At 63.0% G+C, this 19,392-nt stretch carries 22 protein-coding genes, 1 tRNA gene and 1 pseudogene; 9 read left to right on the top strand and 15 right to left on the bottom strand.

Going from position 1 to position 19,392, the window contains the following annotated elements; all coding sequences use genetic code 11:
* Nucleotides 1–50 precede the first annotated feature (50 nt).
* Complete coding sequence (locus R5W23_RS09465; protein ID WP_320686120.1) at nucleotides 51–665, top strand: Uma2 family endonuclease; 615 nt, start codon at nucleotides 51–53, stop codon at nucleotides 663–665.
* 319 nt (nucleotides 666–984) lie between these two features.
* Here the strand turns inward: R5W23_RS09465 and R5W23_RS09460 are convergent, their stop codons facing one another.
* The 9 genes from R5W23_RS09460 to R5W23_RS09420 form a co-directional block, all read right to left on the bottom strand.
* The gene (locus tag R5W23_RS09460) at nucleotides 985–1,416 is read right to left on the bottom strand and encodes a TIGR03067 domain-containing protein (RefSeq protein WP_320686119.1); all 432 of its coding nucleotides are present in this window, start codon (nucleotides 1,414–1,416) and stop codon (nucleotides 985–987) included.
* 73 nt (nucleotides 1,417–1,489) lie between these two features.
* On the bottom strand, nucleotides 1,490–1,870 hold the full coding sequence (locus R5W23_RS09455) for a DUF6404 family protein (RefSeq protein WP_320686118.1): 381 nt from the start codon (nucleotides 1,868–1,870) through the stop codon (nucleotides 1,490–1,492).
* Nucleotides 1,857–2,702 (bottom strand): metallophosphoesterase, encoded by an 846-nt coding sequence (locus tag R5W23_RS09450; protein WP_320686117.1) that lies wholly within the window; start codon nucleotides 2,700–2,702, stop codon nucleotides 1,857–1,859. The genes R5W23_RS09455 and R5W23_RS09450 overlap by 14 nt, the downstream gene beginning before the upstream one ends.
* Nucleotides 2,703–2,877: 175 nt before the next feature.
* Complete coding sequence (locus tag R5W23_RS09445) at nucleotides 2,878–3,570, bottom strand: hypothetical protein (RefSeq protein ID WP_320686116.1); 693 nt, start codon at nucleotides 3,568–3,570, stop codon at nucleotides 2,878–2,880.
* A 546-nt stretch (nucleotides 3,571–4,116) separates the two neighbouring features.
* Nucleotides 4,117–4,191, bottom strand: a tRNA-Pro gene (locus tag R5W23_RS09440).
* Nucleotides 4,192–4,268: 77 nt separating this feature from the next.
* Nucleotides 4,269–4,790: a hypothetical protein gene (locus tag R5W23_RS09435; protein ID WP_261186927.1), complete on the bottom strand. Its 522-nt coding sequence runs from the start codon at nucleotides 4,788–4,790 to the stop codon at nucleotides 4,269–4,271.
* A gap of 14 nt (nucleotides 4,791–4,804) precedes the next feature.
* Nucleotides 4,805–5,341, bottom strand: a complete 537-nt coding sequence (locus R5W23_RS09430) for a hypothetical protein (RefSeq protein WP_261186926.1) — start codon at nucleotides 5,339–5,341, stop codon at nucleotides 4,805–4,807.
* Nucleotides 5,338–5,859 carry a hypothetical protein gene (locus R5W23_RS09425; RefSeq protein ID WP_261186925.1) on the bottom strand — a complete coding sequence of 174 codons (522 nt, stop codon included), beginning with the start codon at nucleotides 5,857–5,859 and terminating at the stop codon, nucleotides 5,338–5,340. Before R5W23_RS09425 ends, R5W23_RS09430 begins: the two co-directional genes overlap by 4 nt.
* A 280-nt stretch (nucleotides 5,860–6,139) precedes the next feature.
* The gene (locus R5W23_RS09420) at nucleotides 6,140–7,030 is read right to left on the bottom strand and encodes a ParB/RepB/Spo0J family partition protein (RefSeq protein WP_261186924.1); all 891 of its coding nucleotides are present in this window, start codon (nucleotides 7,028–7,030) and stop codon (nucleotides 6,140–6,142) included.
* A 1,033-nt stretch (nucleotides 7,031–8,063) separates the two neighbouring features.
* On the opposite strand from R5W23_RS09420, the gene R5W23_RS09415 reads away from it, so the two are divergent.
* The 6 genes and pseudogenes from R5W23_RS09415 (at nucleotide 8,064) to R5W23_RS09395 (ending at nucleotide 12,852) form a co-directional block, all read left to right on the top strand.
* Nucleotides 8,064–9,167 carry a PseG/SpsG family protein gene (locus R5W23_RS09415; RefSeq protein ID WP_320686115.1) on the top strand — a complete coding sequence of 368 codons (1,104 nt, stop codon included), beginning with the start codon at nucleotides 8,064–8,066 and terminating at the stop codon, nucleotides 9,165–9,167.
* 105 nt (nucleotides 9,168–9,272) lie between these two features.
* A pseudogene (locus R5W23_RS32610) lies at nucleotides 9,273–9,452 on the top strand (DUF1559 family PulG-like putative transporter); the annotation flags it as partial.
* Nucleotides 9,453–9,612: 160 nt separating this feature from the next.
* Nucleotides 9,613–10,218, top strand: coding sequence for a hypothetical protein (locus R5W23_RS09410; protein WP_320686114.1), 606 nt, complete (start codon nucleotides 9,613–9,615; stop codon nucleotides 10,216–10,218).
* A gap of 46 nt (nucleotides 10,219–10,264) precedes the next feature.
* Entirely contained in the window at nucleotides 10,265–10,588 is a 324-nt protein-coding gene (locus R5W23_RS09405; RefSeq protein WP_320686113.1) for a hypothetical protein, read from the top strand.
* Between the two features lie 86 nt (nucleotides 10,589–10,674).
* Nucleotides 10,675–12,420, top strand: a complete 1,746-nt coding sequence (gene polX, locus R5W23_RS09400; protein ID WP_320686112.1) for a DNA polymerase/3'-5' exonuclease PolX — start codon at nucleotides 10,675–10,677, stop codon at nucleotides 12,418–12,420.
* An 18-nt stretch (nucleotides 12,421–12,438) separates the two neighbouring features.
* Nucleotides 12,439–12,852 (top strand): hypothetical protein, encoded by a 414-nt coding sequence (locus R5W23_RS09395; RefSeq protein ID WP_320686111.1) that lies wholly within the window; start codon nucleotides 12,439–12,441, stop codon nucleotides 12,850–12,852.
* Here the strand turns inward: R5W23_RS09395 and R5W23_RS09390 are convergent.
* Complete coding sequence (locus R5W23_RS09390; protein ID WP_320686110.1) at nucleotides 12,849–13,565, bottom strand: Uma2 family endonuclease; 717 nt, start codon at nucleotides 13,563–13,565, stop codon at nucleotides 12,849–12,851. The genes R5W23_RS09395 and R5W23_RS09390 overlap by 4 nt on opposite strands.
* 138 nt (nucleotides 13,566–13,703) lie before the next feature.
* Here R5W23_RS09390 and R5W23_RS09385 point away from each other — a divergent pair, with 138 nt between their 5' ends.
* Nucleotides 13,704–14,408, top strand: coding sequence for a DedA family protein (locus R5W23_RS09385; protein WP_320686109.1), 705 nt, complete (start codon nucleotides 13,704–13,706; stop codon nucleotides 14,406–14,408).
* 5 nt (nucleotides 14,409–14,413) lie between these two features.
* Here R5W23_RS09385 and R5W23_RS09380 read toward each other — a convergent pair whose 3' ends face one another.
* On the bottom strand, nucleotides 14,414–15,691 hold the full coding sequence (locus tag R5W23_RS09380; protein WP_320686108.1) for a pyridoxal phosphate-dependent aminotransferase: 1,278 nt from the start codon (nucleotides 15,689–15,691) through the stop codon (nucleotides 14,414–14,416).
* Between the two features lie 524 nt (nucleotides 15,692–16,215).
* Here R5W23_RS09380 and R5W23_RS09375 point away from each other — a divergent pair.
* Nucleotides 16,216–16,338 (top strand): hypothetical protein, encoded by a 123-nt coding sequence (locus tag R5W23_RS09375; protein ID WP_320686107.1) that lies wholly within the window; start codon nucleotides 16,216–16,218, stop codon nucleotides 16,336–16,338.
* Nucleotides 16,339–16,411: 73 nt separating this feature from the next.
* Here R5W23_RS09375 and R5W23_RS09370 read toward each other — a convergent pair whose 3' ends face one another.
* The 4 genes from R5W23_RS09370 to groES form a co-directional block, all read right to left on the bottom strand.
* Nucleotides 16,412–17,158 (bottom strand): hypothetical protein, encoded by a 747-nt coding sequence (locus tag R5W23_RS09370; protein ID WP_261186914.1) that lies wholly within the window; start codon nucleotides 17,156–17,158, stop codon nucleotides 16,412–16,414.
* A gap of 301 nt (nucleotides 17,159–17,459) precedes the next feature.
* A complete protein-coding gene (locus R5W23_RS09365; protein ID WP_261186913.1) occupies nucleotides 17,460–17,735 on the bottom strand; it encodes a hypothetical protein in 276 nt (91 codons plus the stop codon).
* A gap of 562 nt (nucleotides 17,736–18,297) precedes the next feature.
* Nucleotides 18,298–18,711 carry an RNA recognition motif domain-containing protein gene (locus R5W23_RS09360; RefSeq protein WP_320686106.1) on the bottom strand — a complete coding sequence of 138 codons (414 nt, stop codon included), beginning with the start codon at nucleotides 18,709–18,711 and terminating at the stop codon, nucleotides 18,298–18,300.
* A gap of 383 nt (nucleotides 18,712–19,094) precedes the next feature.
* Complete coding sequence (gene groES / locus R5W23_RS09355) at nucleotides 19,095–19,388, bottom strand: co-chaperone GroES (RefSeq protein ID WP_010037711.1); 294 nt, start codon at nucleotides 19,386–19,388, stop codon at nucleotides 19,095–19,097.
* Nucleotides 19,389–19,392: the final 4 nt, after the last annotated feature.

Here is a 19,392-nt window from a genome sequence, read left to right as displayed (position 1 = left end):
CAGCGAGCGGGGAGGCTGATGCCTCCCCGCTCCGTTTCCGGAGGCGAGATATGCCCGTCGTGATTTACGATCCGGTGTACGAGAAGCACGTTCGGGCCGAGCGCGAGCGCCTGTTTCCCAACCCCCGCGACGAAGTCTGGGACGGAGTCCTGGTCATGGCCCCACTCGCAAATAATGAGCACCAACTGCTTGTGATGCGCTTCACACTCGCGTTCAGTCACGCTGTTGACTTTGATGCTGGTGATGTTGTTCTTCCCGGTTGTAACGTGAGCGATCGCGATGCGGGCTGGACCGACAACTATCGCGAGCCGGACGCGGCAGTCTATCTTGCGTCGAATTCAGCAAAGAATAGCGACACGCACTGGGTTGGTGGGCCTGATTTGGCGGTCGAGGTTGCCAGCCCGGGGGAGAACCCACGGCTCAAACTCGATTTCTACGCGCAGATCAACACCCGTGAGCTGCTCATCGTCGAACGCGATCCGTGGGCCGTTGAGCGTTACCAGTTGCAGGGCGGGAAGCTGGTGCTGGTAGAAACCGCCGATGCCGCGAACGGCACCGTGCTGACCAGTTCGGTGCTTCCGCTGACGTTCGAATTGCGTGCCGGTGCGACGCGCCCGGTGATCCGCATTGCGCACATCCAGACCGGGCAGATCTGGACTGCGTGATCGAATGTTTCCCAGCCAACTGCGATGTCCTTTCGCTCGACTCGCTCGACGGTGATGGCTCATCCAGGCGGTTGCTATAACCCGTCGTGATGCTTCTGCTGCTCAGGTGGAACCCGTACACGATTGGCGATTCGACGAGTGTGTCATCTTCCCAGACGTTTCCTGTGATCGGGACCGGCGGTCGTAACTTCTCGTGCGATACGGTGACGACGAGTACGCGGTCGGTGGCTGAGAGCATGAACATGAAACGTCCCTGCGGAACCGCTCTTCAGCGCAACCGTAGGGACTCGATATGCTCGGACGTGCCTTCGTGTAACAGTCACTTCACCTTCTTGTGGACCGCGACCACGACTCCGCTGCCCGCGGTGCTCTCAAATTTGGTGGGGCGCTCCTTGCCCGGTTCGCCGAACGCGACCGTCAGCGTGTCCCCTTCGAGCTTCGCGATCCCGTGGAGCGTTTTCCCGTCGTAGGTGCCGCCCTTCACCACCATGTCAATCGTGGCCGGGTTCTTGCTCAGATCGAGTACGTAGGTGCCGCTGGTCGGCGCGGCCTTCGAGCCTGTTGCCGGCGTTAGCGTGTACTTGCCGTCGGCGTGCTCGCGGACCGCGCCTTTGAGTGCGTCCACGGCCTTGCCGTCGCGGGTCACCAACTCCACGACCCACTTGCCGGTCGTCGGGTCCTTCTTGTCGTCCGCGGCGGTCGAGAGTCCAACGACGGCGGCCACCAACGTGAGCGCGAGCAGCGTGCGCATGGTCACCCCTTAGATAGAGCGGGACGCCCGCGCGACTCGCGGGCTTGTGGTGGTATAGCGGAACCGGGGGCGGTCACCAGGACTCTTCAGGCGCATCGAAATCGGCGTGGAAGGCCGACCACTCGGGTAACCCGAGACGCGAAGCGGACCAGCGGTAGTAAACCGCCGACAGGCTCCCAAACAGAATCGCACCCGACACACCCACCAGAGGCAACGGCCACGCGAGCGGCTTTCCGACCAAGAGACGAAAGACAATGACTGCGGCGTTCAGACCGATTCCGAGCGGGAGGCCGGTAAGAAACGCGACCGGCAGGAACGCGAGGAAGTGAGGAGGTGCGATGAGAAATCCCGCGCGCCAAGACAGACGCCAGAGGAGAGGCGCTGCGGTATGAGCTGCGATCTGCTGCCCTTGGAGGTATTCGACCGCGGTGTCGATTTTCTCACGCTCGGTCACGACGGGCTTCGGCAGCGAGGGTGATGAGCGTTAGTTCGGGACGGCTGCCGACACGGAGCGGCGCACTCGTGGTGCCGAGCCCGCGCGACACGTACACCTGCGTCGTGGGGGCCTGAACGAACCCCTTGAGGTACTTTTGGCCGTAGTGGCTCGGGACGAACGGCGCTTCGCCGGTGGGGAAGACCACTTGCCCACCGTGTGTGTGTCCGCTCAGCATCAACCCGACGCGCGTGTCTTTCATCTTCTCCGCCACGTCGGGGTTGTGGCTCAGGAGCAGAACTGCGTCGGTGTCGCGTGCGTCGCCGAGAGCTGCCCTCACATCGACTTGGCCCATCCACTTGTCATCGACCCCGGCGAGGCAAACCCGTGCGCCCCGACGTTCGAGCCACACGTGGCGGTTCGTGAGTTCGTGGATGCCTGCGGCGGCGAACCCGTTTCGCGTCTCGGTGAGGCCGTGCCAGTAGTCGTGATTGCCCAGCACACCGTACACGCCGAGCGGCGCTTTGAGCGCCGCGAGCGCCTCGAAGCACGGGCCGATGTATTTGCCGTCCTTAAGTGAATAGTCGCCGCCGAGCAGGATCAGATCGGGTTCGAGGCTGAGTGCGGTGCGGACGATCGTGTGGACGTATTCGAGCGAGGTGAACGGTCCGTGGTGGATGTCGGTAAGAAACGCGACCGTTGTGCCCTCGAACTCCGTTGGCAAGTTCCGAAGTGGTACCGTGTGTCGAGTGATTTGGAGCCAACCGGATTCGAACAGCCCGTAAGCGGCCCCGGCGGTCACACCGGGGGCGAGTGACGCAATGGCCGCTTTGATGAAGAATCGACGATCCATCACGCACGTACTCGGGTAGCTGGGAACCGAGTCCATCACTTCTTACAAAGCATAAGCCGGTGAGGGGGCGTAAATCTAGAGCGGGATTTGCGTGATGCAAGGAAAATTGAGGCGAATCGTCAGAAATGCTGGCGCTGCAACCGGCGCGCTAAGTAAAGTTGACGCACTTCCCTGACTAACCCGCGAACTGCCAGTGGACGTATCGGTTCAGCAGCAGAAATTGGACGAACGCAAATCCTGCGACAGTGACGGGCAGAATTCGTCGTCGGTTGCGGAGTAGATCGGCCAGTTCGATCCAGGCCGGCAACGACGCGAGAACGATTCGGTGCCCGCTGAGCAACGAGCCGGACACAAAGAGTTGGGCGACCGGGATCAGAGCGAGCACACCCCAGAACGCGCCTCGCTTGTGCCACGCACGAACGCCGAGAGCCGCGACGCCGAGAGCCGCGACTGCCTCACCCCAGTGCGGAAGCACCGGATCGTAGATCGACTCCAGCGTTCGGAACGGGTTCTTCCAAGACAGTTCCGGGCGGCCCCATTTGGCCTGTGCCTTTAGCCCCGCGAACGGATCTCCAACGACCCACCACAACGCACCCCAGAACAGCGCGATCCCACCGAGACTACCGACCACCACGGCGAAGGTACGCGGGCGTTCGTAGCGCTCACGGCTCAGCGCCCAATCGACTACGGCAGCGACCGCAAGTGCCCCGCCCGTCATGCGAGCGAGCGAGCCGCCGAGCGCGGCGAGACCCGCGCAGAAAGGGGAGTTCCGTTGCCACGCAGCGAGAGCGAGCGCGGTGAAGAGCAACCCGAACGATTCGTTGTACGGGGCAGAAAAGAAGAGCGCGGTTGGGAACGCGAGCAGCAACGCCAAGGCGCGCCAGCCCGCAGTTCGGCAGCCGAGTTGGCGTGCCGTAACTTGTGCGAACACGGCGGCCCCTGCCGCCCCCGTTGCGTTAGCGACGATGAGACCGGCCCAAAAAAGGTTCAAACCCAGCGCGTGGGCTGTTCCCATGCAAACGGGCATTGCGGGGAAAAACGCAACACCGAGCCGGCCGCCGGAGTCGGCCGCGTTCGCGTACCCGTTGTCAGCAACGTTCGCGAGCCAGCAGGCATCGAACCGGTACCACGGTTCAATGAGGCGGGCGGAGCTTTGGGCACAGAGGTCGCGAGTACGGGTCGGGGTTGCGCTGTGTTCGTAAGGGTCGGGTGGGCTCGCAGCGAGTGCCAGGCCGAGAAGGACCGTCGCGAGGCGGACCGCCAGCGCAGCGAGGAAGAGTGGAAGAAAGTGTGGCGTGTGAGTCATCGCGCGGGAAGTGTACCACAGCGCGGGCGGTCAAAGTGAAACAGAAAGCGACTCGCGGCCGTGTTCCCCTACTCAGAGGTGCAACACGGCCGCGAGTCGCTTTCGTAGTCGGGGCGGCGGGATTTGAACCCACGACCTCCTGCTCCCAAGGCAGGCGCGCTAGCCAGACTGCGCTACGCCCCGTTCGATTGCGGCTTCCGAACCCGAACGCCGCAATCACATGCTATCGGTTCGCCGTCATACGAAAAAGGGCAAAGGTGTCACTTCACCAACTCGAACGACTTCAGGAACTCGTCCGCCTCTTTGCCCGTCGCTTGCTCTTTCGGCCCGATCACGAACACTTGGTAGAGCCGGGCGTCGACCATGATGATCCGGACGCGGAGCGTCAGCGATTCTTTTTCGGCGATCAGGTCGCGAGCGGGGTAGTCCTTACCGTTCGCCTTGAAGGACGTCTCGCTGGACGAAACGATCTTCGCCTTGAAATTGTCGACGAGGCCCTTCTCGCCGCCTTCCAACAGTTTCTTCCCCGGGCTGCCTTTCACCACATCCGCCGGCAGGTCGGTGTAGATCACCGCGAACCCGACTTTGTCTTTGTCTTTGTCCTTCTCCGCGATGGTGATGTACAGGTCGAGCCCGCCGGCCTTTTGCGGCACCACCTTCGGCTCGAGCGGGAACTTGGCGCTGAACTTCCCGTCCTTGGAATCGAACTTCTTGTCCTGTCCAGTCAGCGCGCCGGCCCCTAACACCAGCACGGTCACGGCCAACACCGTTTTAAGGCTCATAGCGAGCTCCCAGGTCACTTGGTCAGGTCGAGCGAATCGAGGAACGCGGCGGCGTCTTTTCCGCCGACGAACTCGGCGGTTCCGATGACGGCCACTTGGTACAGGCGGTTGTCGCGCAGGACCGCGCGGACCTTGATCCGCTGCTGGTCCTTGTCTCTGTCTACGGTAACTTCCCGACCGGGCAACTTGTCAGGGCCGAACTCGATTTCCTTTTCGCTCACGGTTCCTTTGGCCTTGAGCGCGTCCCGCACGCCGTCGAACAGGGTCTTTCGGTTCTCGGCCTTGGCCGCAGCGACCGGGAAGTCGGTGTAGCTCACGAGGTACACGTTCGCGTCGCTCGCCGCGTAGGTCGCGACGTTGATCTTCAGGTCGCCCAGCGCGCTCCGGGCCGTTTGGTTTGTGACCTTCGGGGTGCCCGGGAACTTCGCCGTGTACCGCCCCTCGGTTGAGGTGTACGGCTGCCCCGCGGGCTGGGCCTGTAGGAGCACGGCGGACAGGGCGAGGGCCGCGAGCGCGCTGGCGCAGCGGAAACTGGTTCGGCGGTGGATCACTTGGTCAGCTCGAACGAGTTAATGAACTTGTCCGCGGTTTCGGAAGTCACCACTTCCTTCGATCCCTGGACCATCACCTGGTACAGGCGCCGCTCGACGATCACCATTCTATTGCGGAGGAACCCGTTAGGGGTTTCCAGCACGACATCCCGGCCCGTGAACTTCGCATCGCCGAGCGAGAGCGTGACCTCTTTGTCTTCGAGCACTTTCCCGTTCTCACCCTTGACCGCGTCGCGGACCTTCTCGAGTCGCGGCCCCGGGGGCCGCTTCGAAACCTCTTCGGACGCGTCGATGTGGCTGACGGCGAAGCTGATGTCGCCCTTGAGTTCCACGGAGTCGATGGTGAGCTTGAGGGTGTCCTTGCCGGACGCCACGTCCGTCGTTGCCGTCTTCGGGGTGCCGGGGAACTGGATCTTGTACCGCCCGTCACTGGACGCGAAAGGCTTGAAGTCCTGCCCGTGTGCGGCGAGGGGGAGAGCCAGCAGTAACGCCATGAGCGCGAACGTCCGTGCCCGCATAGGTCCGCCTCCGAGGAATGAGACGCCAGAGCCTAGACGATGCGCGGCGCGTGAGGCAAGAGCAGCGGGAGGGAGGAGGGAAAAGCGGTGAGGCGAGAAGAAGCTCGAAGCCGGGCGGGTCGCTTTGCCGTGCAACCGGTGACGGAACAGTTCGGCGATGAAGGGTGCGGTTCGCGCTGTCGTCTGTAGCCGGGGTGCGGCGGGCGTCGTTCAAACGCTGAGGGGCAGGGCACCAAGTTCGGTGCCCTGCCCCTCAGCGTCGTTCTTGGCTCTCTGGCAATTACTTTTGCAGTGCCTGGATGATCCGCTCGAAGTCGTCGTTGGAATCGAACCCGATCACGATTTGGCCCTTGTCCTTGGCCTTCACCTTGATCTCGATCTTCACCGCCAGCCGCTGACGGAGGTCGTCTTCGAGCCCCTTCACGTGGGCGGTCTTCTCGGCCGGTTCCTTTTTCTCGGCCGGCGCTGCGGCCGCCAGTTCGGTGCCCGCGGCGGCGAGCTTGTGCTGCTTGACCAGCAACTCAAGGGCGTGAACCGAATAGTTCTTCATGATCGCGTCCTTCGCGAACGCGAGCTGCTGCTCCAGGTCCGTGACGCCCTTCAGCACCTTGGCGTGACCCATCGTGAGCTGCCCGTTGCGAACGGCGGCCTGCACGTCCGGGTGCAGGTTCAGCAGGCCGAGCAGGTTCGTGACCGTGGTGCGATCGAGGCCCAGGCGCCCGGCGAGCTGGTCCTGGGTCATCTTGAACTTGTCCATGTACTCCTTGAACCCCTGGGCCTTTTCCAGCGGGTTTAGGTCGGTGCGCTGGATGTTCTCCACGAGCGCCGCCTCGAAGACCTGTTGGTCCTCGAAGTGGACGACGTGAACCGGCACCTCGGCGAGCCCGGCGCTGCGGGCGGCCCGTAGCCGCCGCTCGCCCGCGATGAGCTGGTACTCTTCGCCGGTGGCCCGCACCACCAGCGGCTGAAGGACGCCGTGCGTTTTGATGCTGGCCGCGAGTGACGCCAGCTCTTCGTCGTCGAACTGCTTGCGCGGCTGGTACGGGTTGAACGCGATCTTCCCGACCGGCAGCTTCGCGACCGGGGCGTCGGAGCTTGGCGCCGAGATGTCGCCGAGGAGGGCGTTGAGGCCGCGGGCGAGGCGGGGAGGAGCTTTGACGGTCGCTTCCATGCGTTGAACTCCCGTGAGGGTTAAATCGGGCGGGTTCATAGCAACCTCCGTCGCGGTGGGAAGTGGAACTGGACCGACCGCGAGATCGTGCTCCGCTGGCGCGTGGGAGCCGGAGGGTGAAGCGATACTATTCGGGCGCGGCTTTCGGAGCCAAGTTCGTGCGGTGGCAAGCGGAATCGCCACGAAAGCGGACCCATCGGGCAACAGACCATACGGCTGAAGCATCAAGTCGTGGGCCGGGAGCGATCCATGAGGAACGTCGGCTGACATGAGAGCGTTTCCTCCATTCGGCAACAAGTCAGGTCGCCGGTTCTTTCAGGTCCAACCGTCGCATTTGAGCAGATGGGCGCCGGGCTGATGTTCCACGTGGAACATTCGCTGGTGCCGCCCCAGGCGGCAAATGGCGCCAGATCGGATCGACCGTTGTGATCGGCACATTCTGACAGCTGCCGACGTTCCACGTGGAACATCGATCCGCGTTGGAGCGTCCAGCAAGTGTGACCGCCTTGGCGATCGTTTTGTCGCGTGCCATGACTGGTCAGATTGATCGTTACAGGCGGTAAAGTCTTCCCCGTCGATGCAACTGAACCGGCCGTGCAAACACGTGCAACGGCGCGTGTCTGCACGCTGCTTTTCAGCCTGAAACGCAGCGAGATTCGATTCTGCGCGGCCGTGAAGAAAGTGGCCTTGTCGGTTGCGAGAAAACCGGACTACCATCCGCCCCGCTAGGCCAACGGACCGGAACCCGAAGGCCGAGCACGAGCCCGCTCAGGACCGGAACCCTGAGCGGACTCGTTACGGGATCAGCAACTGATCCCGCCGGAGAAGAGGTGTTGAGATCGACCCTCTGCGAGCGCGGGTGACGCGCGTGCGGTGTGGCGCCTCAGGCGTCGCCCGAGCAGGGGTCGGCACACTCCACACCAACCGGATCGCGTGGACGACTCACTCCGCGGACCGCGGGCAGGAACGCCCGCACGCGGACCGTGAACGATTCGCGCTCGTTACTACCGACGGTTGTTTAGGAGCGTTGCGCATGGATGCGACTCGTGGCCCGATTCTGTTTCGCTGCGACGGCACCTCGGCCCGCGGGTGGGAGCCGTTCTATCAGTGCCTGTCGCTCGCCGCGGCCCTCCAGCGCCGCCGCCGTGGCACCCACTTCCTCAGCTACCTCGATCCGCTCTCGCTCGCGACCGTCGTCAACCGTGGGAACAACGACTGGATCCCTGCCGAGCAGCCGCTCGGTTCCGACGGCGACCTGGCGGCTACCATCGCCCAGGTGCGCAAGATGAACGCCGCGGCGGTGGTGGTGGCGGGCGACGGCTACGACGCCGACTACCTTCGTGAGCTGAAGAAGACCGGCGCGCTGGTGATGGCGTTCGACTCGTCCGCGGACATGCGGTTCCCGGCCGATCTGGTCGTGAACCCGCTCCTGCACCCCGGACGTAAGGCGTTCCGGATGGAGCCCGGATGTCAGCTCCTGGTGGGCCACCGCTACGCCCTCTGCCGCGGGGTGTTTCGCCGGCAGCGCACGATCCGTGCGACGGAGCCGCCGATGCCGTTCCGCGCACTCGTGGCGATGGGCGATGACGACGCGGCGGGCGAGGCACTGACCCGGGTACAGCAACTCCTTCAGATGCCGAAGGTCGCGAAGGTCACGGTGACGGCCCGCACTCACCACTCGCGCTACGACGAACTGCTGGCCCTCGCGGACGACAGCAACGGGAAGATGGAAGTCGTCACCGAGACGAAGGAGCTGATGACACGCCTGGTGCGGGCTCACTTCGCGCTGACGAGCGGCGACGTCTGGTCGCCGGAACTGTGTGTGGTCGGCATCCCGCAACTCATCCTGAGCCAGACGAAGCAGCAGGCGGGTACGGCCAAGAAGCTCGACGAGGACGGCGTTGCCACCTACCTCGGCGCGGCGACGAACGTGACCTTCGAGCAACTTCAAGAGGCGGTGGACCTGCTCCACGACGACCCGATGGAGCGGAAGGGGATGACGCGGTGCGCCCGCAACACGTTCGACGGCCGCGGGCCGGACCGGATCGTGAACGGCTTGGAGATCATGCTGCACAGCCCGTCCCGGAAGCGGGCCGCGTCGTTCGCCCCGACACACGGGCTGAAGATCGCTGCGTAAGCCGTTGGCTGTTGAAGTGCTGGTGAAGGCGGTCCCGGTTCGTTACGCTTCAGTGCGTGCGAACCGGGACCGCTTCGTTTCGGGGCCACACATCGAGGACTCGGAATGCGCCGGAACGCCCTCTCGCGGATCGAGTTCGTAGTCGCGCTGCTGATGTGCGCTGTGTTCGGTGCGTTAGTAGTGTCGCTTCTCGCCCGTGTGCGAGAGGCGGCGGCGCGGACATCGTGCCAGAACAACCTCCGGCAACTCGCGCTTGGGGTGTTCAACTACGACGGTGTCAACGCCCAACTTCCACCTCTCGTCGATGCAGATGCCGGACTGATGTCCGTGTTCGCACAACCCTCCAAGCATGGACGCGAATGTATGCTCCTCCGCACTCAAGCGCGGAACGGTATCATGCCGCTTCGTCGGTCTCTTTTCCCTTCACTGGTAAGTTTGGAGAAAATTGTCTCAAAACGGTGGCGACGCGAATCAGGCCTGGAGCGTTTTCCTCGATCCCGCCGACCCGGCGCCGCAGGGACAGCGCGACATTCCGGTGACGCTGACCGACGGATCAACAGGCTACTACGCGACCGGGAACTATGCCGCGAACGGTTTGCTCGCGTGGGGCAAGAAGTCCAGCGTGAAGTCACTCGAAGAATGGCCGGCGCCTGCAATCCTGTTTGCCGAGCGCCCGCAAGCGTGCCACACGGCAAACGGCGAAGTGATTCACAACCTGTGGGGTGTCGGGTTCTACAGCCCGAACATGCCGGCGTTCGCTGCGCTCACCCCAACTGACCCGCCTGGGCTTCAATCGACGGGCCAAATTGCTCCGGCCACCGGCGGCCAGTTCCGCATCGGCCGCGCCGACGGCGTTCCGCAATCCGCCGACTTCCCGGCTCCGATTCAGTTCTTGCGTTCCGGGCAGCCCTGCGACCCACGCCTGCCCGGAACGCCGCATCGCACCGGAATGCCGACCGCAATGAGCGACGGGAGCGTTCGTGTTTTCGCGCGCGAGGTAGACCCAGGAGTATTCTGGAGCGCGTGCGCCGGACCACCCCCGGCACCGTGACAGGTGCGTTCAGCACATCAATGGCAGCATCAGTTCGGGGAACGCGATGAAACGCTTTGCTGTTATTGGGTCACTGTTTGTCGTTGCCGGCGCCCTGGCGGCGTTGTTTTGCGTGTGCGAGCTGCCGAGTGCTTGTGGCCCGGTTGACCGTGTTCGCGTGTGGGTGGTGTTCATGACAGGGCCGATGTACGCGACCCTGTCCGATTCGCCTTCGTTGGCCGGCGTGGAACTCTTCGGCTGGTGCGGGCTTCTGCTCAGTTTGAGTCACCCGCTACGGCCGACGCCGTGGACGGGCGTTTTGGCGACGTTCGGGTTGTTTTTCTGGTTCGGTGCTGGGTTCCTCACGGTACTTGTTTGGACGGCGGTGTAGCCGATCTGCCCCTCCGCTCCTCCGCACATCCACGCCGCTCCGGGTATCTGGTATCCTCACACCACCACTGAGGTGAGGAAACGGACATGTCCAAAGACGAAGTCGCCGACGCGCTCGACGAGATCGGAACCCTGCTCGAACTCAAGGGCGAGAACGCGTTCCGTACTAACGCCTACCACAACGCCGCCCGCGTCGTTCAGCAACTCCCCGGCGACCTCAAGCAACTGGTTGCGGACGGCAAGCTCGGCGCGGTTCGCGGGATCGGCGAAGCGCTGTCGCTCAAGATCACCACGCTGGTGACCACCGGCAAGCTCCCGTACCTCGAAGACCTCCGCGCTACGATTCCCGCCGGGATGGTTGAACTGCTCCGGCTCCCGGGTCTCGGCCCGAAGAAGGTGAAGGCGCTTCACGACCTCCTGGGAATCGACAGCATCGAGAAGCTGAAGGCCGCTTGCGAGAGCGGCGAGGTGGCGAAGCAGAAGGGCTTTGGCGCGAAGACGCAGGACAAGATTCTCGAAGGCATCCGGTTCCGCGATCAGGTCGGGCACCGCGTCCGAATCGATTACGCGTTGCCGCTCGGCACCGCGCTCCTCGAGCAGATTCGCGAGTTCCCGGGCGTCATCCGCTCCGAACTGTGCGGCAGCCTCAGACGCCGGAAGGAGACCGTTGCGGACCTCGACATCCTCGTGAGCAGCGCCGACGCACAGCCCATCATGGACCGGTTCGTGAAGCTGCCCGAAGTGCTCCAGGTGCTCGGACAGGGGCCGACGAAATCGAGCGTGCTCGCGGCGCTCCATGTCCACGGTACGAAGGTGACCATGCAGGCCGACCTCCGCGTGGTCGAAGACGACCAATTTCCGTTCGCGCTCCACTACTTCACCGGGAGCAAGGAGCACAACATTCGGATGCGCCAGCGGGCCATCGATCGCGGCCTGACGCTCAACGAGTACGCGCTGGCGAACGGCTCGCGCTCGGTGCCCTGCAAAACCGAAGAGGACATCTTCGCGGCGCTGGGCCTCCCTTACATCGAACCCGAACTGCGCGAGGACACGGGCGAGATCGAAGCCGGCGAGGTCAAGAAACTGCCGGCGCTTGTCGCCGATCGCGACATCCGTGGCGTGTTCCACAACCACACCACGTACAGCGACGGCATGGCTTCGCTCGAGGAAATGGCCCTCGCGTGTAAGAAGCTGGGCTGGGAATACTTCGGGGTCGCGGACCACTCGCAGTCGCTCACGATCGCGCGCGGGCTACCGCCCGGTGCGGTGCGGAAGCAGTGGGCCGAGATCGATCGGCTCAACGCACAGCTCAGCGGCGTTCGCATCATCAAAGGGAGCGAGGTCGACATCCTCGAAGACGGGTCGCTCGACTACAGCGACGAACTGCTCGCGGGGTTCGATTACGTGGTCGCCAGCGTTCACTCGCTGTTCAACATGCCCGAGGCCGACATGACCGCCCGCGTGTGCAAGGCCCTTTCACACCCGGCAGTGACGATGCTGGGGCACGCGACCGGCCGCCTGCTCCTGAAGCGTGAGGGGTACAAGATCAACCTGGACGAGGTCATCAAGACCGCGGCCACGTTCGGAAAGATGATCGAGATCAACGCGCAGCCGTCACGCCTGGACCTCGACTGGAAGTACGTGAAGCAGGCCCGAGCGATGGGCGTCCCGATCGTCATCAACCCGGACGCTCACAGCCCGTGGGAACTGGGACTGTACACCTTCGGGGTTCAGGTCGCCCGGCGCGGGTGGCTGACGAAAGACGATGTGTTTAACACCCGCGGACTGGAAGACGTGATGAAGGAACTGGTCCGCCGGAAGAGCGTGAAGTGATCTCACTGGAAGCCGCAAGTGACACCGAAGCCCGAATCGCATCCGCTCTGGGCCGAGTTGCGCGCGAACCCGGACGACACGCTGAAACTCGCGCTGGCCGACTACCTGGAGGAGAACGGTGACCCGAATACGGGGTACGCCTTGCGTTGGTGTGTCGCTCACGACCGCTGGCCGCGGGTGACCAAGTCGCTGATCATGTGGCTCACCGATCCGACGGAAAAGCACGCCGGCAAGAAGCGCGATGTAGCCCGGGCGCTCTTGCCGGTAGTGTTCTTCGTAGTGCTGAAGCAGGCTCAGACGCAGGCAGACTTGAAGTTCGTGAGGACCGGCTACGCGTACTCGACACTTGCAATTGCAATGGAAGTGTTGGGCGAAGTTCTCGCTGATTTGCGCCGAATGATTACGACCGAAAGGGCGAGAACGGATCGCTAGGCCGCGGGGCGAAGTAAGTCGTCCGGATCGATCCCCAGCTCGCGCAACTTCGCCGCGAGCGCGTCGCGTGCGGCGCGGGCCTCCTCGGCACGGCCGCGCTCTTCCGACAGCCAGCGGAGGGCGTTGAGCGCGCGCTCCCGTTCGCTCTCGAACGCCAGCGTGGTTTGACGCAACTCTTCCTGCATTTCGCCGACCCGCTGTTCGCGCGTGCGGAACTCGCGGCCGTCCGGTGTGAACAGCGTCAACTCGCCGTGGCCCTCCTCGAACCGCACGCCCAGGCGCGGGCTGGCGTAACCCCCGAGCGGGTAAACCAACTCGAACCGGCCCTCGTTGCGGACCCAACCGATACCCGAACCGCCGTGCGGATCGAGCAGGTAGTATTCTTCCACGCCATACCGGTCGTAGAAGCGTTGCTTTTCTGCCATGTCCGCCCGGGTGTCGTTCGGCGAGCGCAGCTCAAAGACGACGTGCGGCGCCAGCCCGTCTTCTTCCCACTGCCGGTACGCATCGCGGAACACCGGCGCACGGTCGAACACAATGAGCACATCCGGCGCCCGGTGCGTCGCCAAATCGTCTTCGGTCGGGTACCAGAACAGCTCGCTGGCGACGAACACCCGTTGACCGGCGAACAGTTCGCGCAGCTCCCCGACGAGCTTCATGCGCCACTCGGCCCGGAGCATGGCGTCGGGTGTCGGCGTCCGGTCGGGTCTCATGAATCACCTCGCGGGTTGTGCGGACGGCGGACATTACCGAACTTCCCTGAATCAAGTCCAGAGCGATTGCGGAAGACGTTGGAACAGGAAGTGCATTCCTTACGGTTGCGAACCGACCCCCTTCAGCGGAGCCGGCCGATGACCGATGCGCTGTACTGGTATGCCTCAATTTTCCTTTGGCTGTTTCTGACCGGCGTGGGACTACCGCCGGCACCGGAAGAGGCTGGCATTCTGTACGCCGCAAGCGTGAACGCGCTACACCCGGAAGTGTTGTGGCCGTTCGCTTGGGCCGCATGTGGCTTGGGCATCCTCGCGGCGGATTGCGTGCTGTACGGCGTCGGCTGGAAGTGGGGACCGCGCCTCTTCGAGTACCGGTGGGTTCAGAAAGTGCTCAGTAGCGAGCGTCGTCAGCGAATCGAGGGGCACTTCTCCCAGCACGGGATGAAGTTACTGATCCTCGCGCGATTCTTGCCCCCGGTCCGAACGGGCGTCTTCCTAATTGCAGGAGCGACGCGGTACTCGTTCGTAAAGTTCCTGATCGCGGATCTGGTGTACGCCGTGGTCGGCGTTGGCGCGTTCTTCTTCTTCGGCGCGTGGTTACTCACGCTGATTCACCGCTACCAAAGTACAGCGCTGACGATCGGGGCCATTGCGGTGATGTGCTACGGGCTTTACATGTACTACCGGCTGCTGCGCCGGCGCGAACTGCGAAACGGTCCGCAAGCACCGGCGTCGATTCTTCAAGGACCCGAAGGTTCGGTGCCGGCGGGCGAACCGGCTACGAACACCGCCGCTGCCTCTGCGGCCCAGCACGAAGCGAATGTCGTTCTCGGGAAGAGCTGAACGGCTTACTTCGCGCGGTACTTGGGGTTTGCTTCCAGATACGCCTTCACGCGCTCGGTGCGGGTGATCGCGTCGGCGAAGAACTGCACCGCCTGAACGAGCCGCTCATCAGGCTCGGCACAAGAGAACCGCAAGAAGCCCTGGCCCGCCGCGCCGAAGCACTCTCCGCCGAGGCACGCGACGCCGCGCTTGTCGTCCGCCCCTTCAAGAAGATACATCGCCAACCCGTGTGAGGTGATCCCGAGCCGGTCGCAGATCGGTTTCACGTTCGGGAACACATAGAACGTCCCTTCGGGCATTAGCACCGTCACGTCAGGTAGTTTGCGAAGCTCGTTGACCAGTAGCACCACCTTCGCATGGAACTTGACCATCACGTCGTCACGCTCAGCGGCGTCGTGTTCCAGCGCGGCCTTTCCGGCCATCTGCACGATCGGCGGCACACACGAGAGCGACGTGTTGATCATCTTGCTGACCACTTGAGCCGTGGCGGCCGAGGTCACCATGTACCCACACCGCCACCCGCTCATGCTGTAGCTCTTCGAAAACGTATACGCCCCCACGCACTGCTCCAGCATTCCGGGCTCCGCAAGGATGCTGTGGTGCTTACCCAGAACCGACGGACCCGCGGTGTTCCACACCATGTGGCAGTACGGCTCGTCGGAGAAGACCGCGATGTTGGTACCGCGGACGATGTTCGCGATGGTCTTCAGGTCGTCCGCGGTCGCCACGCCCCCGGTCGGGTTGTGGGGGAAGTTGAGGAAGAGGGCACGGGCGCGGGGCTCGCTCTTGACGAACTTCTCAATCGCGCCGAGGTCCGGGCGAAACTGATTCTCTTGCTTGAGTGGAACGTAGACCGGCTTCGCACCCCGACGGATGATGTTAGGCTCGAACGTCGGGAACGCCGGCTGGAACACGAGGACCGCGTCGCCCGGTTCGAGGAACGCTTCGCAGAAGTACGTCTCAAACACTTTCGCACCCGGACCGACCACCACGTTATCCGCGGTCGCCGGCACCCCGAATTCCTTTTTCACGGTCGCCGCGATGGTTTCGCGAAACTCGGGCAGGCCCGCCGAAGGGCAGTAGCGCGTGAGGCCGGCGTCGATGGCCGCGTGCGCGGCTTTCAGTGCGCTCGCGGTCGTTGGGAACGGCGAATCACCGATTTGCAGAGCAATCACGTCCTTCCCGCTGGTCATCAGCTTACGGGCGACTGCAAGCACATCGAACGCGGTCTCGGTAGTCAGCCCTCTGGCAAACGACGACAAGCTGGGAACGGTGCGGTCCATCTGGGGGTCTCGTGAATTAAGGTCGGGAGAGGGTGTTGTCATCAAACGGATGCCGGTTCCCTCCGGCCAGCAAACTCGCGCATTGCCGAATCCGTGAACTAAATTCCGGACGATGCCCGTTTCGCCGACCGACACCGAGAATCAGGTGCGCAATGAACGACGCGGTGAGCACGAAGAGCGGCGAGCGGGAAGACGAACTCGAAGTCGGCGAACCGATCGAGGACGAGGTGGCTTCGTCGCCAGTTAAGAAGAAGATCCGAGCCCGAGTTGTTCCATTCGACGGGCGCCCACCACACCGCACCCAGCACGACCGAGATCAGCACGACGCCCGCACGGAACAGACAGACTCGAGCAACACGTCGGGCGGTCAAATGGTCCTAACTACCGCAAAATACATGCCCCGGCAGTCTGTTGAGCCGGAGTCGCGTCGCGAACACCGGAGCAAGAAGGGGTAACCGTCGGAATCGGCAAGCAGTCTTGAAGGAAAGGTGCTTAACAGTGGGAAATGGGGCGGAACGCTTGCGATGGTGATTGCAGCGATTTGGTTCATGGCTGGGGCGGCGAACGACACCATTTTCATCTACCCGCCGATCTTGTTTGTCATCGGCTTGGTGGCGTTCGTGAAAGACGTGTCGGGCAGCGAGTAGCGCAGCAATTCGTACCACACGAGCAACGCCCAGGACCCCCGTTTACGATTCGAGTCCTGAGCGGCAACGTCCGTTACTGCTTCGCGCTGATCGCCTTCGCCAGCGGGTTGATGATCTGGGGCACGACGTAGGTGCTCACCAGCTCGTCGAGAACGCGGCGCTGGTTGTGATAGCTTTCAGCAAACGTCTTGAACGGTTGCTTCCCCCAGAACTGCCGCACCGTGAAATACACCGTGACTGGCGACTCCGGGAAACTGTTGGTCCGCACTTGGTATGCGTTCGTGCGGGTCTCGATGCTGAGCCGGGCCTGCAACTGACACCCTTCGTCCAGCGCGAGCATCATGGTGGGCTGGTAGTGCAGCACCCGCGCCGCGGGTACTTGGACAAGCGACTCGAGGGGCGTCCCAACCGTTAGCGCCTCGGCAACGACCTCGTCGTGGTTCCCTTGATACAGGAAGTCGAAGTAGTAGAGCACATCGACCGACTCGGTTTGCAGCGGCCCGAGGTCGAGGTGGCCGGCGGCCATTTCCAACACCCGTTCGTTGTGAGCGTCGGCATCCTCCAGGGCAGGGGGATTCACGAATCCGGTACTCAGCCGCCGGTGGTCAAGTGAAGCCCACCGATAGCTGCCGGAGTCCCGTTCTTCTTCGAGCATGTATTCGGTGTCGCTGCGTTTCTCGAACTCCGTCATCTTGGGCGACACCTTTTGGAGCGCCTCGAAGAAGTGGAGCACCGTTTCGCGCGCGCTGGGCATTTCGAGCTTACCGTGAACGTAGGTCGAAACGCCGAAGTCGTCGCACAACGAGGCGTAGGAGTTCATCAGTAGGTCCTTTCTCTCGGATCGGCGCGCGGAGAGGCGTCCAGGCTTACGGTACAGGCGCGGCCGGCGTAACAGGTCTGGAGTATTGTTCGGCGCAGGCTGTCCGGATGCAAGCCCGGTAAACGGGCCGGATTGCAGAGGCCGGACAACCTGTTCGCGGTGCAGAAGTCGAGATCAGATAGACAGGCAGAAAGCGAGATGGGTTCGCAGGCGCCAGGAGGTTACCGCCGGGAGTGAGGCGAGAGGCATTCAGGGCTCAGCACTCACTCCCATACGCTTGCGGTTCAACTGTCAAACTTGATTACGCAGCAACACGGACCTTCGAGACCGGGGCCGGCACTTTCAGGGTCGTCTTCAACGTCCAGCGGCCGGCATCCGGGGCGCCGCTCCATTGTTGGAGTTGAATCGTCGTGACGTGTTCGCGTTCTTCTTCGTCGAGCACTTCCGTGAACGCTTCGGCGTACATCTGGCGAACCTGGGTGGACGAACGCCCGACGACGAGAAGAGCATCGCCGCGGTCGTCGAACACCGCAACCGCGCGCCAGCCCTGAGCCTTGGATTCAGTAGTAACGAGCATGGTGTAACCCTCCCTGGCTGAGTGTGATGGGCGTCGCTGATCCGTCAGCGGCGTGAGGAATAGATTGCCGGGTCAGGGGGCTCACGTCAAGAAAAAACCAAGCAATCGGTAAAAATTACCTCAAGTCTCTGCTCGTAACTGACGGTGGGTGCAATCGTTGTGCGGGCCAGAAAAATGAGTGCTGGTAGGCGCTGCACTCGCGAAAGGTGATTCGTCCGCGACGGCTTCTCCGCCGACGGCCAGTTCGACACGAAATTACGTGTTTGCCAGAACCTCTTCAACCGCCTTTCTACCTCAATCGCCTCTTCCTTGGCCGTATACCGCCGGGTTCGGTTCTCGAACCCGTATCAGTTAACGCGGGCACGCCCGGTGTGTGGTAGAACCACATGCACCGAGCGTGTTGTTTGTTTAAGACCGTCGGGATACGAACGAGCGGAAGCGAGAAGATCCCCAAGATGTCTTCGTCGCGAAATTGCTAACGTGACAAGAGATCTGTCGGCTCGGTCGTCAGGGCAACGCGTCCGAGGTTTCTGGGTAAGCCAGAAGTTACGGGCTGTTCGGATCAGTAGCGGTCACCACCGCCACCGTAACCCCCGCCGTAACCGCCGCCGCCGCCCCCACCGTAACCCCCACCGCCGCCACCATAACCGCCACCGCCACCGCGACGGCCGCCCCCACCACCACCGCCGTAACCACCACCGCCGCCCCCGCGACCACCGCCACCGCCCTCACGCGGCTTCGCGATGTTCACGGTCAGCGGGCGGCCGTTCATAAGCTGATTGTTGAGCGCGGCGATGGCAGCCTGGGCTTCTTGCTCGTTGGCCATTTCCACGAAGCCGAACCCGCGACTGCGGCCCGTTTCGCGATCCATCACGATCTGTGCGCGGATCACCGCGCCGTACTGCTGGAACATTTCGGACAGTTCGCTGTCCGTCGTTGCCCAAGGCAAGTTACCGACGTAGATGTTCGTAGCCATGCGAAACCGAAGCCACCATGCGCCCGTGCTTACGCTGCGCCATGCGGCCCTGCTCAGACACGGAGCAGGCACAAACCGCGAGGAGCCAAGCACGCATTCTCCCAGCAAAAGCCGGAATAATCGTCACAATATAATCCGCGTGGACGGCGCTGCAAGGACTTTTTTTGACAGAAGAAAGAAAAGGTGAAAGTGCCGGCCGTCGCGAGAGGAACGAACAACGAACTGTGAGCGGCCATTCAAGAGAATTTCCCGGCACATTGTTCGAGCTGAGAGTCGTCCCCCTAACGGGGTAACGATCGCGTGCAGCCTGTCCGCTGCACGCCCAGCCCGACAACGCCCGGGAAACTTAATACAGGTTCGCTAGGCTCCGAAATCAGACGCGATCAATCAACCACCGCAAGCAGGTCGTCCTCAGTGCAGATGAGGTACTCTTTGCCGTCAATGGTGACCTCGCTGCCCGCGTAACTGGTGAACAGGACGCGGTCGCCGACTTTCACCTGGAACGGGGCTCGGCTGCCGCCTTCGAGCGGCTTCCCCTCGCCGACCGCCAGCACCTTACCCTGCTTCGGCTTCTCTTTGGCGCTGTCCGGCAGGATGATCCCGCCCGCCGTCTTGTCGTCGGCTTCCAGGCGCTCGACCACGATCTTGTCGTTCAGGGGCACAATCTTCAGGGCCATCGTT

The sequence above is a fragment of the Gemmata algarum genome, assembly GCF_034097035.1.
In the GTDB taxonomy this organism is placed as follows: Bacteria; Planctomycetota; Planctomycetia; order Gemmatales; family Gemmataceae; genus Gemmata; species Gemmata algarum.
The sequence above is the reverse complement of the archived record's forward strand: the minus strand, read 5'-3'. Positions and strand labels throughout refer to the sequence as shown.

Bases quoted from the DNA above. Each gene is read 5' to 3' on its own strand.
- groES (WP_010037711.1), bottom strand. From the start codon at position 19,388: ATGGCCCTGAAGATTGTGCCCCTGAACGACAAGATCGTGGTCGAGCGC.
- R5W23_RS09460 (WP_320686119.1), bottom strand. From the start codon at position 1,416: ATGCGCACGCTGCTCGCGCTCACGTTGGTGGCCGCCGTCGTTGGACTC.
- R5W23_RS09390 (WP_320686110.1), bottom strand. From the start codon at position 13,565: ATGAGACCCGACCGGACGCCGACACCCGACGCCATGCTCCGGGCCGAG.
- R5W23_RS09365 (WP_261186913.1), bottom strand. From the start codon at position 17,735: ATGCTCGTTACTACTGAATCCAAGGCTCAGGGCTGGCGCGCGGTTGCG.
- R5W23_RS09375 (WP_320686107.1), top strand. From the start codon at position 16,216: ATGGTGATTGCAGCGATTTGGTTCATGGCTGGGGCGGCGAACGACACC.
- R5W23_RS09420 (WP_261186924.1), bottom strand. From the start codon at position 7,030: ATGGAAGCGACCGTCAAAGCTCCTCCCCGCCTCGCCCGCGGCCTCAAC.
- R5W23_RS09465 (WP_320686120.1), top strand. From the start codon at position 51: ATGCCCGTCGTGATTTACGATCCGGTGTACGAGAAGCACGTTCGGGCC.
- R5W23_RS09385 (WP_320686109.1), top strand. From the start codon at position 13,704: ATGACCGATGCGCTGTACTGGTATGCCTCAATTTTCCTTTGGCTGTTT.
- R5W23_RS09415 (WP_320686115.1), top strand. From the start codon at position 8,064: ATGGATGCGACTCGTGGCCCGATTCTGTTTCGCTGCGACGGCACCTCG.
- R5W23_RS09370 (WP_261186914.1), bottom strand. From the start codon at position 17,158: ATGAACTCCTACGCCTCGTTGTGCGACGACTTCGGCGTTTCGACCTAC.
- R5W23_RS09450 (WP_320686117.1), bottom strand. From the start codon at position 2,702: ATGGATCGTCGATTCTTCATCAAAGCGGCCATTGCGTCACTCGCCCCC.
- polX (WP_320686112.1), top strand. From the start codon at position 10,675: ATGTCCAAAGACGAAGTCGCCGACGCGCTCGACGAGATCGGAACCCTG.
- R5W23_RS09380 (WP_320686108.1), bottom strand. From the start codon at position 15,691: ATGGACCGCACCGTTCCCAGCTTGTCGTCGTTTGCCAGAGGGCTGACT.
- R5W23_RS09360 (WP_320686106.1), bottom strand. From the start codon at position 18,711: ATGGCTACGAACATCTACGTCGGTAACTTGCCTTGGGCAACGACGGAC.
- R5W23_RS09425 (WP_261186925.1), bottom strand. From the start codon at position 5,859: ATGCGGGCACGGACGTTCGCGCTCATGGCGTTACTGCTGGCTCTCCCC.
- R5W23_RS09435 (WP_261186927.1), bottom strand. From the start codon at position 4,790: ATGAGCCTTAAAACGGTGTTGGCCGTGACCGTGCTGGTGTTAGGGGCC.
- R5W23_RS09405 (WP_320686113.1), top strand. From the start codon at position 10,265: ATGAAACGCTTTGCTGTTATTGGGTCACTGTTTGTCGTTGCCGGCGCC.